Genomic DNA, 15,770 nt, shown 5'->3' with positions numbered 1-15,770 from the left:
CCTTAATTCGACTATTTAAATTACCTGCCAATGGCATACATTAGTAATTTACTTAATTAAAGCATAAAATAGCCACTGCCATTAGTGTTTACATTATAATAATTCAACATTAATGATCCAGTAGACCATCACCACATACAAAAATTACGGACTGGCCTTATGAGCGATATTGAGACACAATTACAGCCAAGCCACGCTTTGACTCAGACGAGTTGGGTGCTTGCGAGTAATAACAAAGGTAAGCTTGCTGAGTTTAAACGACTGTTCGCTGAAGCCAATTTAGACGTTACTATCATACCGCAAGGTGAGCTAGATATTGAAGATGCTGTCGAGGACGGTCTCAGCTTTATTGAGAACGCTATTATCAAAGCCCGTCACGCCAGCCGTATAAGTGGTAAACCTGCCATTGCCGATGATTCAGGGCTCTGTGTACCAGTACTTGGTAATGCGCCTGGAATATACTCTGCCCGTTACGCAGGCGAGCATGGTAACGATGCTAAAAATAACGCCAAGCTTATCGCTGACTTACAGCCGATACGCGCACAGCAGCCCGATACGCCCATTGATGGTTTATTTGTCTGTGTACTAGCCATGGTTCGTCATGCTGATGACCCACTACCTATTATTGCTCAAGGCTTATGGTCAGGTGAGATTTTAGACCAACCGCATGGCGATGGTGGTTTTGGCTACGATCCACTATTTTGGTTGTCTGATATGCAAGCGACCGCCGCCAGTTTAGGCGCCACTGATAAAAATCGCGTCAGTCATCGTGGACAAGCTATTCGGCAGCTATTGCAGCAGCTGGATTTCTAGTCATAATAGACGCTATCACTTTTTAAATGGTTAAATTTCTGTACTATTGGCCCATTTTGAGCATCAGGCTATAAAAGCGTGTGCCAGACAAAACAGATAACTTTTACTTTAATTAGCAGATAGATTATACTGTTCTACTTTTGAAATTTTATCGAAAATCGCCATTTATCTCTACTGCTGATTAAAAAGCATTGTTATCAGAGCCTATTAGCGAGTTATTATTGATATTTGACGTACTATATTGCCTATATCATTGCTAGTGTCATTGGCGATTCCCAATCGCACTATCATGAGGCGATCGATATCCCCTATTCATTCCAACGGCAATCGGCATAACGAGTCCCAATCTTGAGGCGCGATTGCCTGTTATTTTAATCCTAAAGGTGTAATCAACATGGCTACAGATTTACAGATCACAACCAACAAGCTGTCTGAAAAAGAAACCCAGCTAACGGTTAAAGTACCGGTCGAAAAAATTCAAAACAAAGTCGAAGGCCGTATTCGCCAAGTTGCGAAAACTGCCAAAATCGATGGTTTCCGTAAAGGTAACGTCCCTATGTCGCATATCCGCAGCCAATATGGTGCCGGTATCCAACAAGAAGTAATTAACGACGTCATTCGCGATACTGTGTTTGAAGCGATTAAAGCGGAAGATATCCGCGCGGTCGGCATGCCTAACATCGATGATGTTAAACTTGAAGATGATTTCTTAGTGTATCAAGCGACAGTTGAAATCTTCCCAGAAGTTGACGTGCAAGGTATTAATGACATCGAAGTTGAACGTCATACTGCTACTGTTAACGAAGAAGACGTTGACACTATGATTGAAAATCTACAAAAGCAGCGTGAAGAGTTCGTCGAGAAAAAAGGCAAAGCCGATAAAGGCAATCAGGTCATCTTTGACTTTGAAGGCTCAATCGATGGCGAGAAATTTGAAGGCGGCTCCTCTGAAGACTTCAAATTAGTTATTGGTAGCAACCAGATGATCCCAGGCTTTGAAGCGGGTATCAAAGGCATGAAAGCTGGCGAAGAAAAAACTATCGACGTGACTTTCCCAGAAGACTATCAAGCGGAAGATCTTGCTGGTAAAGCGGCTCAGTTTAAAATTAATGTCAAAAAAGTTGAAAAATCAAAACTTCCTGAAATCAATGAAGAGTTCCTTGAGCTGTTCGGTGTGACCGAAGGCGGCGTTGAAAAACTAAAAGACGACGTTCGTAAAAACATGGAACGCGAAATCAAAAACGCCGCCCGTAGCCAGGTTAAACAAGCTACTTTTGATGCCTTGCTAGAAAAAAATGCATTTGACGTACCAAGCGCTATGCTAGAGCAAGAAATTGAACGTCAACGTAGCATGATGATGCAACGTTTTGCTCAACAGTTTGGCTCAAACGCTGATAGCTTCGATAAAGACATGCTGCCAAATGAGCTGTTTGAAGAGCAAGCATTGCGTGCAGCCCGTCTTGGTATCATCGTTGCTCGTGTTATCGACACCAAAGGGATAGAAATTGACCAAGCGCGCGTTGAAACCTTTATCAAAGAATCTTCAGAAAACTACGAAGATCCAGCAGAAGTCATTGAGTACTACACCAATGATAAGCAGCAGCGCGCTAACATTGAGTCTGTGGTTCTAGAAGACCAAGTGGTTGATTATCTGATCGAGCAAGGCAAGGTAACTGACAAAGAAGTCAGCTATCAAGACCTTCTTGCTGCGCAGCAACAACAGCAGCAAGCGATGTAATCTAGTACTGATATGAGTTGGCGTTTAAGCTAATTTTGTAGCATCACTTATTAAATTTGTCTTACAAATGCCCTAACATATGTTGTTGGGGCATTTTTATTGGTGGTTTATGGCTTTAGCCCTTGATAAATGATTGCAGACGCCTTATTAATAGGGAGTCATTTATCATTTGTCACATTAAAACGTTACTATTAGCGCATTAAAAAAGTTACCATTACTGCCATCATTTCTAACACAGCTTTTTAGCAAAATCCAGGTATTGTTATTGCTTGTTGTTATTATCCGTTTCTATTAAAAGACGTCAACTTTAACGACAATAAACGCCCATAAACGATTGGCTACTGGTTAATATTTATTTATTTTATACACTTATTGATAGGAAATCTCTATGACAGATTATGATCGCATTACCGCCAATCCGCATTTTGATATGCTAATGAGTGCGCATAACGCTCAAAGCGCTCAGAGCCCCCAAGGCGCACTAGTTCCCATGGTGGTTGAGCAATCTGCACGCGGTGAACGCTCGTTTGATATTTTTTCACGCCTATTACGTGAGCGCGTTATCTTTTTGACCGGTCCAGTCGAAGATTATATGGCCAATCTTATCGTAGCGCAGCTGCTATTCTTAGAAGCCGAAAACCCTGATAAAGATATTCATTTATATATCAACTCGCCAGGCGGTTCAGTCAGTGCCGGTTTGGCTATTTTTGATACTATGAACTTTATTAAGCCTGAAGTCTCTACTATCTGTATGGGCGGTGCTTATAGCATGGGTTCATTCCTTTTAGCTGCGGGTGAACGAGGCAAACGTTATGCATTAGCTAACGCTCGCGTGATGATTCACCAGCCTTCAGGCGGTGCTCAAGGTCAGGCAACCGATATCGAAATTAATGCTCGCGAAATTCTAAAAACTCGTGCTCGCTTAAATGAAATTTTGGCTGAGCGTACGAGTCAACCAGTAGAAAAGATTGAAAAAGACGTCGAGCGTGACTTCTGGCTAGATGCTAAAGAAGCAAAAGAATATGGTTTGATCGATGAAGTATTAGAACGTCGTCCTGACTCTTTATAAGTAGTATTAAACTTATGAGCAGTATTAAGCAGGATACGACTCAATATTGATCGTAATTACCAGACCATTTTTAGTCAATCCATAATAATGAGAATATAAGAAAGCTTCGCGCAGACTACACAACAGTCCAGCTAGTGACGCTAACAACATAGTCGTTTTATTGTGGGTAGACTATAGAAGTTTAAAATTTTAGGAGTGCCTTTGTATGGCAGAAGACAAAACACCGCAGTGCTCATTTTGTGGTAAAGCCAAAAGCGATGTGAAACAGCTTATTGCCGCTGATGATGCCAATATTTGTAATGAATGTATTGAGCTATGTACTGACCTTATTGCTGATAGCGGCGACAGTGACGATGATACTGATGGTGAGCTTGATACCTCTTGGGTCAATAAAAAATTACCAACACCCAAAGAACTACGTGCCCAGCTAGATGAGTATGTCATTGGACAGGACGGCGCTAAGAAAGCCTTATCGGTTGCCGTTTATAACCATTACAAACGTTTAAAAGTTAGCCAAACCTTAGCCAATGACAGCAAAAAATCTAAGATTGGTGCTGATGAGGCCATGGTTGAATTAGCCAAGAGCAACATCTTGCTTATCGGACCGACTGGTTCTGGTAAAACATTATTGGCGCAGACTTTAGCGCGCTTGCTAGATGTGCCTTTTGCCATGGCTGATGCCACTACCTTGACTGAAGCCGGTTATGTGGGTGAAGACGTTGAGAATATCGTGCAAAAGTTATTGCAAGCATCCGATTATGATGTGAGCAAAGCTGAGCAAGGCATCATCTATATTGATGAGATTGATAAAATCAGCAAAAAAGGCGAGAACCCGTCTATTACGCGTGACGTATCTGGAGAAGGCGTGCAACAAGCCTTGCTAAAGCTTATTGAGGGTACGGTTGCGGCTATTCCACCACATGGTGGCCGTAAGCATCCACAGCAAGAGCTGATTCAAGTCGATACCAGCAACATCCTAATCATTGTCGGCGGCGCGTTTTCTGGACTCGATAAAGTTATCCAGCAGCGTACTGAAAAAACCGGTATTGGCTTCAATGCCGATGTCAGCTCAAAAGATGACAGCCGCCGCAGCTCAGACTTACTGCAGCAAGTCCAGCCGGAAGATTTGATTAAGTTTGGTCTTATTCCTGAGCTAATCGGTCGTTTGCCAGTACTTGCGGCTCTAAGAGAGCTAGATGAAGAAGCCCTGGTTCAGATATTGACCGAGCCGAAAAATGCGCTAGTGAAACAATATAAATACCTGTTCGATATGGAAGGCGCTGACATTACCTTTACCAAGGAGGCGCTCGATGCCATTGCCAAAAGGGCCATGGAGCGTAAAACGGGTGCTCGTGGACTACGCTCTATTGTTGAAAACGCTCTGTTAGATACTATGTATGAGCTGCCTTCAATGAAAAGTGCTAAAAAAGTAATTGTCGATGAGCAAGTAATCAATGACGGCAAAACACCTGAAATCACTTAGGTTATTATCAATAGTTGGTTGGGTTAATTTGCGATCAAAATAAATTAACGTCTATTGACTTTTGTTATAGAAATGGCGTCTGGCATTAATTATGCTCAGACGTCTTTTTTATGTCTATTGCCTTATTATTTACCACTCGTTCTTGGTAGCAAAGCTATAGTTAAAATACCTTAAAAACGCGACGGTACTGCTGGTATAAACTTTTTGCAGCCTCTGTCTGCGTAGGCACAGCAAGCAAGAAAGACTTATGCCAGCAGTACATTATGTATCGATACTACTTTTTATTGACTATACTTTATAAAATAGCGTTATAAGATGACAGGAGCGTCTACCAAACATAAATAAGGCGGCTCATAAGTTATGCTAAGGTAGCTTTGCAAGTAACCGTTAAAATTATCAACTTATTACCTATGATACAAAGGATTGTTTATCATGCTTAATACTATAAGTGCCACCCTGCGTAAGCGTTTACCCTTCTTTCCAAAATCCAGCCAAGATAACGATATTACTACTTATTACCGACACCATGTGGCCGCTATTACCGGTGCAGGCTCTGGTATAGGGCGCGAGCTTGCCTGTCATCTAGCAAAAATGGGCTGCCATTTGGCATTGTCTGATATCAATGCTGAGCAGATGGCACAGACAAAAGAATTGCTCGTAGGCTACGATGTTAACGTGACCATAACTGTACTGGATGTCTCAGATAAAAAGGCAGTCGATGCGTGGGCTGATAGCGTGATGATAGCGCACGGTAAGGTTAATTTTATCTTCAATAATGCGGGTGTGGCGCTGTATTCTACCGTGGAAGGCAGCAGCATCAGCGAGCTTGAATGGGTCATGGATATTAATTTTTGGGGCGTGGTTTATGGGACTAAAGCATTTTTACCCTTGATTAAAAATAGCGTCAAACAAAGCGAGTCTGATGCCAGCACTGACAGCAAAAGTAATAAATCACGTCAGTTCGATGAGCATGGTCATATCGTGAATATCTCAAGTCTCTTTGGTTTGACCGCGCAGCCTTCGCAATCCGCTTACAATGCCAGCAAATTTGCGGTGCGCGGCTTTACAGAAAGCTTGCGTCAAGAGTTGGATATCCAGCGCTGCGGCGTGTCAGCAACTTGTATCCATCCGGGTGGTATCAAGACCAATATCGCCAATAGCGCGCGCGGTAATGAAAGCATAAGTGATATCGGTATGCCTAGCGGTCGCAAAGCCATCAGTAGCTTTAATAAACTGCTAAAATTTGATGCTAGTGACGCCGCTTGGATCATTCTTCATGCCGCAGCGACCAACCAAACTCGATGCTTGATTGGTAATGACGCCAAAGTGATAGATGCTGTGCAGCGCGTATTCCCAGCAAGCTATAGCAACGTGCTCAACGATGTCAATAAGCTGGCTCGTAAGCTAAAGCGCAAGAAACGCTCAAAACCTAACGCTCAAAAATCTGCTTCGGCATAATAAAATCTCAGTGCCATGACAAATAAGAATCAACATAAGAAAAACCCAGCTAGCAATTTATTACTAGCTGGGCTTTTCTTATGTAGCCAGTTCAAAATAAAATAGATACATTTGTGTCAGCGTACTACTGGTATAAATTTTTCTTGCTTACTGTTCGCACGCGTGACAGAGGCTGCGAAAAATTCATAACAGCAGCACTGTGTCGTTTTTAAATTGGATTTACTATACTACATCGATGTTTTTTATATCAGTTTTACAATTCGGTGACTGTAAAACTAAGGCAACTTCATATCACCATCAACCAACCAGCCGATACGACGCATAACGTGTGCCACTAACCAAGCAATAACAGCGGGTAGCACAAACATCAATAATATAATTGCTGTCCACAGCTGGGTACTACCCATGAGCTCTTGTGACGCTTCAATAACCCCAAAAACTCCTACCAGGCCTGCGGTACCCATACCTGCGCCTGTGGCCGTACATGCCAGCCCAAAGCCTACGGTCGCAATAGGTCCAACGATGGCACTAGCAATAACTGCCGGTAATAAAATCATGGGCTTTTTAAGCACATTAGGAATCTGTAGCATACTGGTGCCTAGGCCCTGCGATATAACGCCACTGACCCCATTGTCTTTATAACTTGCCACCGCAAAGCCAATCATATGCGCAGCACAGCCGACCACAGCAGCGCCGCCTGCCAAACCACCGAGCCCAATAGCGATACAAATTGCCGCACTAGAGGTCGGCAAGGTCAATAAAATACCAACCACCACCGCAATGATAATACCCATTAATAATGGCTGTAGTGTTGTTGCCGCCTGGATACCTTGACCAATGCTATTCACAGCAGCGACTACCGGCGGATTCAACACTGCACAAACGACTAACGCTAGCGTGCAGACTACTAATGGCACTAGTAAAATATCAAGCTTGGTCTTGCCGGCAACCCATGTCCCTGCGCGATAGGCAAATACCGATGTCAAATATGCGCCGATCGGATTACCTGGCAAGGCGACAAAAGTTGCAGGACCAGCCTCTTGCGGGATAAATAGCGTTCCTGCCATAAGTGCTTCAGAATGTGCACCCAACATCCCTGCTACTAAGCAGCTGAGCATAACCAAGGTCGGTGCTTTGAGATAATAAGCTATGCCCACACCAATTCCTGCACCCATCAATACTGAGGCTAGCTTACCGACAGCAACTAGCGCGGGCAGATGTAGCCAACCGCCTATTTGCGAGATAATAAGCCCGGCAATTAGGGTCACAAACAATCCTAAAGCCATACCGGTAAAAGCATCAATAAAGTACTTTTGAAAAAATGACTTAATAATACTAGGAGGCGCTATCACTGTATTAGATGGGTTCATGGTGATACTCTTGTTTGAGGTGTCTATAAAGGGTTCTAATTAAGAGTTTTGATTAAAACAGTTCAATGTATTAATTTTACTAAAAAAATAGCATAAAAAAAGCGCCGATATGACGCTTTTTTTATACTGTGACTTAGGACTTAATATTAAACCTAACGACCTAGCATCACACTTAACGGCGCTGTTCAACGATAATAGAATCAATGCCATTATTTTGTAGTCGTTGTTGCGCATTGGCAACCGCTTGACGATTATTCATCGAGCGCGAGATTACCTGATAAATCGGCGAGCCATTACCCGTCGTGTTTTTGACCACCTTAGCATCAACCCCAGCCATTAATACTTGCGCACGCCGACGATCCGCTTCATCAGCACTACCAAAACTGTTGATTTGTAAAATATAGGTCGCTACAGGTGTCGCTTTTTGCACACTAGCCGTTCCTGTACCTGACCCGGTGTTGTTAGATCGTGAGGTAGTATTGTTATTTTTGCTGGCAGCAGGTGGTGTCCCACCGTCATAAGTAGCGTCTTCCTCAACGATAACAATATCATTATTATCACTGGTATTGTTAGCGTTATTACCACGACTAGGTTCAATGACCGTACTTTCAGAAATACCAAAGTTACCCGTGTCATCATTACGATTAGCGGAGTTATCGTCAGGCTGAGTGACCACCACATCAGGTTCAAAATCGCTGATATCACCTATTAGGCTATCATCCGTCTCCCCAATATCTTCATCAGGAATAGTCGCCATCTCTTGATTTGGCAAAATATCATAAAACTCATAATCGCTATTGTCAGTATCAGTATCAACACGCGGCTGTACCTGCCGATTAGGATCAGTACCAGTAGAACTAGCTGGGCTAAAGTCAAACAATGGTGAAAGGTACAGAAATACCCCAATCATAAGGGTCAATACGGCCCCAACGAACATCCATAATAATCCTGACACGCTACTGGCTTTGCGTTTTTCAGTGGCACCTTTAGGTTTTTTGGCTAACATGAAACGCGTTCTCCCTACCGAATCTAACAGTTGTTATGAGCTGATATTATGTGCCGTCTTTATAACCGGTGTTATATTGACAAGCGCGAGACGACTTGCGCCTTTATATGTTTATAATTCTATATTTCAATGCTTGGGCATTTTTATGCCTATATTTAAGACTACATGCTGGACGGTGCTGACAATCCTAATAAGCCTAGACCATTGGCCAGTACCTGTCGCACCGCTTTTGATAAGCGCAGGCGTGCTTGCATCAGCTCAACCTCAGAGTCGCTTGGGGTCTCCCCTGAGGTTAAGCTTACGGGTAGAATGCGATTGCTGTCATACCAGCCATGAAATAGCGCAGCCAACTCTTTGAGGTAGTTGGTCATTATGTGCGGCTCATAGCCAGTTGCTGAACGCAGCAAGGTAGCAGGATACGCCGCAAGTAGCTTGATTACTTCCTCTTCGGCAGGCGCAATAAGCAAGTGTTGCTGCTGCGCACCGATGAGGTCATCCACACTTAGACCACTGGCTGCTAATTTTTCTAATACCCGACAAACACGAGCATGCGCATATTGAATGTAATAAACCAAATTGTCCTTGCTTTGCGATTTGGCAAGCTCTAGATCAAAGTCAATGTGCACTTCAGGCTTCCGCGCCACATAATAGAAGCGTGCCGCATCATTGCCGACTTCATGACGTAACTCACGCAAGGTCACGAACTCACCTTTACGCGATGACATAGGTACCTTTTCATCGCCACGCCATAACGCCACAAACTGTACTAACACTACATCAAGACGCTCAGAATCAATACCAAGCGCCATTAGCGCTGCTCGAACGCGCGGCACATAGCCATGATGGTCGGCGCCCCAGACGTTAACAACTTTATCAAAACCACGGTCGAATTTATTCTTATGATAGGCGATATCTGAGGCAAAATAAGTGGTTTGACCATTGGCACGGCGTACGACTCTGTCTTTTTCATCGCCAAAGTCAGTCGATTTAAACCAAATATTACCCTCTTTTTCGTACAGATAACCTTTATCATCTAGTATCTGTAGGGCGGGTTCAATATCAGCATCAATAGTTTTTTCATGAAACCAACATTCATAACGCACGCCAAACTCATTCAAATCATCTTTGATATCAGCCAAAATACCACTTAGTGCGGCATTCAAAAACAGCTCATAGCCGTCACCAAGTAATGCCTTGCTATTGACAATCAAACCATCGATATGAGCTTCTTTATCACCCGATAGCAGTACATTTTCGCCATCAGCATTGATCTCAAATTGCGCGTCAGCTGGTACGTCTTTCGCGATTTCTACAAAGCTGTGCACGTAACTATTACCATGCTGTGTCTTGAGTGTCTCTGCTATATCGCGAACATAGTCGCCTACGTAAGCGTTGGATGGGAATATTACTGTTTCACTGTTAGCCTGTAGATAACGCAAATAAGTGCTGGTGGCTAGAATGTCCATCTGCCGACCAGCATCGTTAACATAGTACTCACGAGTGACGTCATAGCCCACTGCCTCTAACAAGTTGGACACGCTCATACCAAACGCCGCTCCGCGACCGTGACCAACATGCAAGCTAGAAGTTGGGTTGGCTGAAACAAACTCGACTTGAACCTTTTGTCCGTCGAACTGCCGGCTGAGGCCAAAGCGATCCTGTAAGTCGAAGATATCACCTAATACCGCAAACTTGGCTTCAGCATTCAAGAATACGTTGATAAAGCCCGGCCCAGCGATGTCTACTTGGCGTATGTCTTTATTGTCTGGCAGTGATTGAACGATTTTTTCTGCCAACGCGCGTGGATTGGTCTTGGCCGCTTTGGCCGCGGTCATGGCAATATTACTGGCGAAATCACCATGGCTAGCGTCTTTAGTACGGGTAATCTGGCTATTGTTTTGCCAATCAGCCGGTAGCGCGCCTTCGTTTTTTAGCACTTGAACAGCATGATCAAATAATGAGGCTAACGTATCAATTTGGGCTTGTGACATAAGACTATAAACTCGGATAAATAAACAATAAAAATGAGGTGAAAAAGGGAATCAACACGCATTGGGGTCGTCAATAACGGCTTATAGCGATTGCTCATTTTTTATTATGAGATTGACCAGCATCAAACTACTGGCATACAAAGATAAAATGATACGAAAATATAAGTAGCCTGTAAATATAACAACCTTTGCACTGTATTGCACTATTTGTACTAAAAATAGTATTAAAATTCATATACTAACTGTGTATGGCTAAGATTTATTAGCTAACATCTATTGTAAGCGTCAAGTGACTTAGTAGTCGCTCTGAATGTAGTGTTCCTGTTGCCTCACAGTTGGCGGCAGGTTTAACCCTCATTGGTTCCAGAGTATAATAGCCCTTGGTATACTGCTTGGCATTTTTCTATGCCGTTTTTTCTTAGTGTTGATTCTAACTATAATAGGCCGCTGTCTAGTACGCTTATTTAATGTGTTTTCTGTAAAGTAGCTTTATAGGCTACGACCATAGTCATCCAACAGTAAAATGAGCATCAGATAAATAGCCATCAGATAAACAACTACCAAATGATAGTTTATGTCACTACTTTATTTAGGATTACACCATGTTTGCGATTGCTGCTAGTACTGTTACCAGCTGGGGTATGTATGTTTTATTACCGATATTTATTGCCTTCTTATTCTTCATTATTTGGGATCTCTCCAAACAATCTGACGCTGGGCGCGCTGGTACATTTTGGATGTTCTTGGCCCTTGGTGCCGGCTTTATAGGATTTATATTTAAGATTCTAATAGAAATTGCTTTCACCACATGGTTTATCTAAAAACAACTATTTTTGATGCCGACTCAATTTCAAACTGCATGATACAAACTACATTTCAAATTAAAAACTTCAAACAGTTTACATGGCTCTACTTTTTAGCAATTAGAGTCGCCCGCTTTGGCGCTGGATGGCCTTCAATAGTTTTGGTCGGATCATTGGGATCTAAGAAGTCTTTGAGCGAATGATAGCTCATCCAATCTGTTTTGCGTTGCTCATCAATGGAGGTCATTGCTAGATCAACGCAGCGAACCTCTGAAAATCCAACTTTTTCTAGCCAGCTAATTAATGCAGCAACTGACGGCAAGAAGTACACATTATTCATTTGCGCATAGCGGTCTTGGGGCACTAATACTGTATTGACATCACCATCTATCACTAAAGTCTCAAGTACCAGCTCCCCACCCTTAACCAACTGCCCTTTCAGCTGTTGTAAGTGCTCAAATGGTGACTGGCGATGATACAGCACACCCATGCTGAATACGGTATTAAACAGCTGACTGTGTGCCGGTAAGGCCTCAAGTGCTACTGGAATATAATGAGTACGATAGTCATCCGCTGCACCGATGAAGTGCCGAATCGCCATAAACTGATGATAGAACAAACATGACGGGTCAACGATTATCACACTCTCTGCGCCTGCCCCCGCCATGCGCCAACCATGATAGCCAGAACCACCGCCCACATCCAGTACGCGCCGCCCTTTTAAACTCGCTAAATGGGGCGCAACTCGTTGCCATTTCCAATCACTACGCCATTCAGTGTCAATGATTATTGGCCAGCTTTTCTCGCTGTCATTCTCACTGTTAGACTTACTGTTATCCTCACTAGAATTATCACTATAAACGACGGCATCGCTATCAATTCGACCGCTACCGATCTGAAAAGGTCCTTTACGCCACGGCATTAATTGCTTTAATAGAGCAATAGTTTGCTTACGCTCAGAGTTGCTCAGAGTCGCTTCCATAGTCAGGGTGGCGCTATTTAGATCTACCTTACTAGCTAATATATTAGGCAAACGTGCGACTGCTGCTTGATAAGCTGGTGCATGGGCATAGTTGTTTTTGTCTTTAATTTGATTCAACCATTCAGGTAGTAGCGACAGCCACTCATTGACGATTGGCTGCTGCTGCGCTAGTGCTAATAAGGTTAAATAAAGTTCGCGTTCAGCGTGGATAATGGTGTCATTAATCATCAAAGCAATTACCGTTATTTTGGAGAATAAGAAGAGATTAAAAATTTACTTTTCAAATAATGAATGTTATTTAAAAGCCACAATAGAAACAAAGTTCAAAAACTGAAACCAAGTGAGATGACGCTCAAAACCAACGTTAGCCAAACGAGCGTGATGCTCATCTAATGTATCGGTAATTAGTACATTTTCCAATGCATTACGCTTACCGCTAATCTCCATCTCGGTATAACCATTGGCACGCTTAAAGTCATAATAACGCTCAACCAGCCAAGCATCATATTGCTCATCAAAGGCATGGGTCTTTTCGGTCAGTACCAATATACCGCCTGTACTTAACGCTGAGTAAATCTTATCTAATACCGCCACCCGATCCACTGCTGGCAAAAACTGCAACGTTAGGTTCAAAACCACCATATCACAAGGCTCAAGCTCAATATCTCTGATATCAGCCGTGATAACTTCAATATCATGTTCGGGATAGTTTTCGCTTAATAAGGTTTTGGCTTCAGCGGTCATGGCTGGTGAAATGTCCACTGCTTTAATTTGTAAGTCATGTGGCGCAAACTCGCCAGCAAGCGCCATACTTGCCGCCCCAAGAGAACAGCCTAAATCATAAATACGGCTGACCCGTTGACCACTGTCATTTTGTTGGCGATACTTACCATGCCGCCTCGCAAATATCGGCAGCATGGCGAGCACTTGACCGTAGCCTGGCACACTGCGGCGAATCATATCCGGAAAACAGGCCACCACTTGCTCGTCAAAAGAAAAACGTGCGGCTTTATCCAGTGGCGTGGTGAACAAGGTATCGTGTTTAATAGTATCGTTGTTAATAGTATCGTTGTTAATAGTATCGTGTTTAACGGTATCGCTTTGAATGGCTGCGGCTGGCAAGGAAGTAGATTGACTCATGAAATGGCTCGTTTTTTTATGGCGCAATACTTTGATTAAATTTATTTAGCGAATTATTTGTATACCTTAGGGGCTATATGCTTAATAAAGCCGTATTATAACATTACTGTTTGTTACTAATAGGCAGCTTGTAGGCTGATAAGCTAAATGCATCGTATTAAGCAACGAATTTTTAACCCCTCGTATTTATAATAACAGGACAATCTTATGCAAAACATTATATTAGGCGGTGGCTGTTTCTGGTGTACCGAATCAGTATTTTTATCACTCAAGGGTGTACAGTCGGTGGTCTCAGGTTACATGGGCGGCGAAGCTGCTACTGCTAACTACCAAACAGTATGTGGCGGTAATAGCGGGCACGTGGAAGTCATTAAAATCGAATTTGATCAGTCTATTCTACCGCTAGAAGTGCTACTTGATGTATTCTTTGGTACTCATGACCCGACTACCAAAGACCGTCAAGGTAACGATGTCGGCAGTCAATATCGCAGCGTCGTGTTTTATACAGACGAAGATCAAAAACCAACTGTTGATCGCACTATTAATAAGCTGCGCGACATGGGGCTTGATATCGTCACTGAAGTACATCCTGCTGTAGAGTTTTATAAGGCTGAAGACGATCATCAGGACTTCTTTAATAGAAACCCCGGTCAAGCCTATTGTAACTTTGCTATCCCACCTAAACTTGCTAAACTTCGTAAAGAGTTTAGTAAATATATGACTGATTAAAATAGTATTTTCTTAAAAACAAAGATGCCGGGTATTCAGTGATAGTTGCTATATGATAGCTATTGCTGCCGGATAATGATCATCAAGGCGTGTTTTATACTCGGCCGTAATGGGTCGAATAGTTAACTGATAATAGAGAAGTTTGATGAAAGTTTTAGTTACTCTAATAAGTTTAATCGCCTTATTGCTAGTCGTATTACCAGGCCCTCTTTATAAATTTGGTATTGTCGATTTAGGTACTGCGTTTGCAGGGTTTAAGTTTGGGGTATATGCCGGTATTGCAGCGCTGGTGCTGCTTTTACTACAATTTTTATTGAAACGTGACACGATGACGCTTGGCAGTTCGGCGATAGTGGTTGTATTTTCTGTATTTTCTATCGCAATGCCCCTTAGTATGATGAATACCGCCAAAAGTGTACCGCCCATTCATGATATTTCAACCGACTTAGTAAACCCGCCTGAATTTGTGGCTATTGCACCACTGCGCGCTAATGCCCCAAATCCGGTAGAGTATGCTGGTGAAGCAAGTGCAGAGCAACAACGTCAAGCCTATCCGGAGCTTAAAACCCTCAACTATTCGCAACCAAAAGCTGAGTTAGTGAGTGCTGTTGAACAAGCTGCTAAAAACTTAGGCTGGGAACTAATAAATGCGGATGCTAGCAACGGAATTATTGAAGCGACACATACGTCAACCTGGTTTGGTTTCGAAGACGACGTAATCGTCCGTGTTAATGATCAAGGTAACGAACGTTTGGTCGATATTCGAAGTAAATCACGTATTGGTGGTAGCGATTTAGGTAAAAATGCAGCACGCATTCATACTTTAATTGAAGAGCTAGACACTGTACTAGCAGAGTAGTATTTATATAAAGACTTAATATGAAAAAAAAGCCAAGTGTCAATGTGCTTGGCTTTTTGTTGGCTATTATAATGTTAGTATTAAGCTGATAACTTCCGTTTTTTGAAATATAGATATAGTTAAAACACCTTAAAAACGCTAGGGTACTGCTGGTATACGCTTTTTGCAGCCTCTGTCTGCGTAGGCACAGCAAGCAAGAAAAACTTATACCAGCAGTAGGTTATGTATCGATACTACTTTTCATTGACTATAACTATCTGCAAAGCCAACTTGTAGAAGCCATCGATATCTACAAAGCCTGTCAATAACAACTATCACCAATAAAGGTT

General features: G+C 42.7%; 13 protein-coding genes. 8 read left to right on the top strand and 5 right to left on the bottom strand.

From position 1 onward, the window contains the following. Positions 1-159 precede the first annotated feature (159 nt). The 5 genes from rdgB (at position 160) to H4W00_RS03725 (ending at position 6,561) form a co-directional block, all read left to right on the top strand. Positions 160-813: an RdgB/HAM1 family non-canonical purine NTP pyrophosphatase gene (rdgB, locus tag H4W00_RS03745; protein ID WP_209956298.1), complete on the top strand. Its 654-nt coding sequence runs from the start codon at positions 160-162 to the stop codon at positions 811-813. 394 nt (positions 814-1,207) lie between these two features. Next, on the top strand, positions 1,208-2,551 hold the full coding sequence (tig, locus tag H4W00_RS03740; protein ID WP_209956297.1) for a trigger factor: 1,344 nt from the start codon (positions 1,208-1,210) through the stop codon (positions 2,549-2,551). Positions 2,552-2,987: 436 nt separating this feature from the next. After that, positions 2,988-3,620, top strand: a complete 633-nt coding sequence (gene clpP, locus H4W00_RS03735; protein ID WP_209958866.1) for an ATP-dependent Clp endopeptidase proteolytic subunit ClpP — start codon at positions 2,988-2,990, stop codon at positions 3,618-3,620. Between the two features lie 205 nt (positions 3,621-3,825). Beyond that, complete coding sequence (clpX, locus tag H4W00_RS03730; RefSeq protein WP_209956296.1) at positions 3,826-5,103, top strand: ATP-dependent protease ATP-binding subunit ClpX; 1,278 nt, start codon at positions 3,826-3,828, stop codon at positions 5,101-5,103. A gap of 432 nt (positions 5,104-5,535) precedes the next feature. Further along, positions 5,536-6,561 (top strand): SDR family NAD(P)-dependent oxidoreductase, encoded by a 1,026-nt coding sequence (locus tag H4W00_RS03725; RefSeq protein ID WP_209956295.1) that lies wholly within the window; start codon positions 5,536-5,538, stop codon positions 6,559-6,561. A gap of 275 nt (positions 6,562-6,836) precedes the next feature. Here the strand turns inward: H4W00_RS03725 and H4W00_RS03720 are convergent, their stop codons facing one another. From H4W00_RS03720 to argS, 3 genes are all read right to left on the bottom strand, one after another. Then, positions 6,837-7,931: a PTS transporter subunit IIC gene (locus tag H4W00_RS03720; protein WP_209956294.1), complete on the bottom strand. Its 1,095-nt coding sequence runs from the start codon at positions 7,929-7,931 to the stop codon at positions 6,837-6,839. Between the two features lie 172 nt (positions 7,932-8,103). Next, entirely contained in the window at positions 8,104-8,937 is an 834-nt protein-coding gene (locus H4W00_RS03715) for an SPOR domain-containing protein (protein ID WP_209956293.1), read from the bottom strand. A gap of 161 nt (positions 8,938-9,098) precedes the next feature. Continuing rightward, complete coding sequence (argS, locus tag H4W00_RS03710; RefSeq protein WP_209956292.1) at positions 9,099-10,928, bottom strand: arginine--tRNA ligase; 1,830 nt, start codon at positions 10,926-10,928, stop codon at positions 9,099-9,101. A 602-nt stretch (positions 10,929-11,530) separates the two neighbouring features. Between argS and H4W00_RS03705 the strand changes: the two genes are divergently transcribed. Further along, positions 11,531-11,749 (top strand): DUF2788 domain-containing protein, encoded by a 219-nt coding sequence (locus tag H4W00_RS03705; protein WP_209956291.1) that lies wholly within the window; start codon positions 11,531-11,533, stop codon positions 11,747-11,749. An 88-nt stretch (positions 11,750-11,837) separates the two neighbouring features. On the opposite strand, the gene cmoB is transcribed toward H4W00_RS03705, so the two are convergent. Further along, positions 11,838-12,941 (bottom strand): tRNA 5-methoxyuridine(34)/uridine 5-oxyacetic acid(34) synthase CmoB, encoded by a 1,104-nt coding sequence (cmoB, locus tag H4W00_RS03700; RefSeq protein ID WP_209956290.1) that lies wholly within the window; start codon positions 12,939-12,941, stop codon positions 11,838-11,840. A gap of 66 nt (positions 12,942-13,007) precedes the next feature. Beyond that, positions 13,008-13,760 (bottom strand): carboxy-S-adenosyl-L-methionine synthase CmoA, encoded by a 753-nt coding sequence (gene cmoA / locus H4W00_RS03695; RefSeq protein ID WP_334684988.1) that lies wholly within the window; start codon positions 13,758-13,760, stop codon positions 13,008-13,010. A gap of 300 nt (positions 13,761-14,060) precedes the next feature. On the opposite strand from cmoA, the gene msrA reads away from it, so the two are divergent. Further along, positions 14,061-14,582 (top strand): peptide-methionine (S)-S-oxide reductase MsrA, encoded by a 522-nt coding sequence (gene msrA / locus H4W00_RS03690; protein ID WP_209956289.1) that lies wholly within the window; start codon positions 14,061-14,063, stop codon positions 14,580-14,582. Between the two features lie 145 nt (positions 14,583-14,727). Beyond that, positions 14,728-15,441 (top strand): DUF1499 domain-containing protein, encoded by a 714-nt coding sequence (locus H4W00_RS03685; protein ID WP_209956288.1) that lies wholly within the window; start codon positions 14,728-14,730, stop codon positions 15,439-15,441. The last annotated feature ends 329 nt before the right edge of the window (positions 15,442-15,770 follow it).

It is taken from the genome of Psychrobacter sp. PL19, from assembly GCF_017875835.1.
In the GTDB taxonomy this organism is placed as follows: Bacteria; Pseudomonadota; Gammaproteobacteria; order Pseudomonadales; family Moraxellaceae; genus Psychrobacter.
Note: the sequence above shows the minus strand (reverse complement) of the source record. Positions and strands in the feature narration are given on the sequence as shown.

Coding starts and splice junctions, on each gene's coding strand:
- clpP (WP_209958866.1), top strand. CDS start 2,988: ATGAGTGCGCATAACGCTCAAAGCGCTCAGAGCCCCCAAGGCGCACTA.
- H4W00_RS03685 (WP_209956288.1), top strand. CDS start 14,728: ATGAAAGTTTTAGTTACTCTAATAAGTTTAATCGCCTTATTGCTAGTC.
- rdgB (WP_209956298.1), top strand. CDS start 160: ATGAGCGATATTGAGACACAATTACAGCCAAGCCACGCTTTGACTCAG.
- clpX (WP_209956296.1), top strand. CDS start 3,826: ATGGCAGAAGACAAAACACCGCAGTGCTCATTTTGTGGTAAAGCCAAA.
- argS (WP_209956292.1), bottom strand. CDS start 10,928: ATGTCACAAGCCCAAATTGATACGTTAGCCTCATTATTTGATCATGCT.
- cmoB (WP_209956290.1), bottom strand. CDS start 12,941: ATGATTAATGACACCATTATCCACGCTGAACGCGAACTTTATTTAACC.
- tig (WP_209956297.1), top strand. CDS start 1,208: ATGGCTACAGATTTACAGATCACAACCAACAAGCTGTCTGAAAAAGAA.
- msrA (WP_209956289.1), top strand. CDS start 14,061: ATGCAAAACATTATATTAGGCGGTGGCTGTTTCTGGTGTACCGAATCA.
- H4W00_RS03715 (WP_209956293.1), bottom strand. CDS start 8,937: ATGTTAGCCAAAAAACCTAAAGGTGCCACTGAAAAACGCAAAGCCAGT.
- H4W00_RS03705 (WP_209956291.1), top strand. CDS start 11,531: ATGTTTGCGATTGCTGCTAGTACTGTTACCAGCTGGGGTATGTATGTT.
- H4W00_RS03725 (WP_209956295.1), top strand. CDS start 5,536: ATGCTTAATACTATAAGTGCCACCCTGCGTAAGCGTTTACCCTTCTTT.
- H4W00_RS03720 (WP_209956294.1), bottom strand. CDS start 7,931: ATGAACCCATCTAATACAGTGATAGCGCCTCCTAGTATTATTAAGTCA.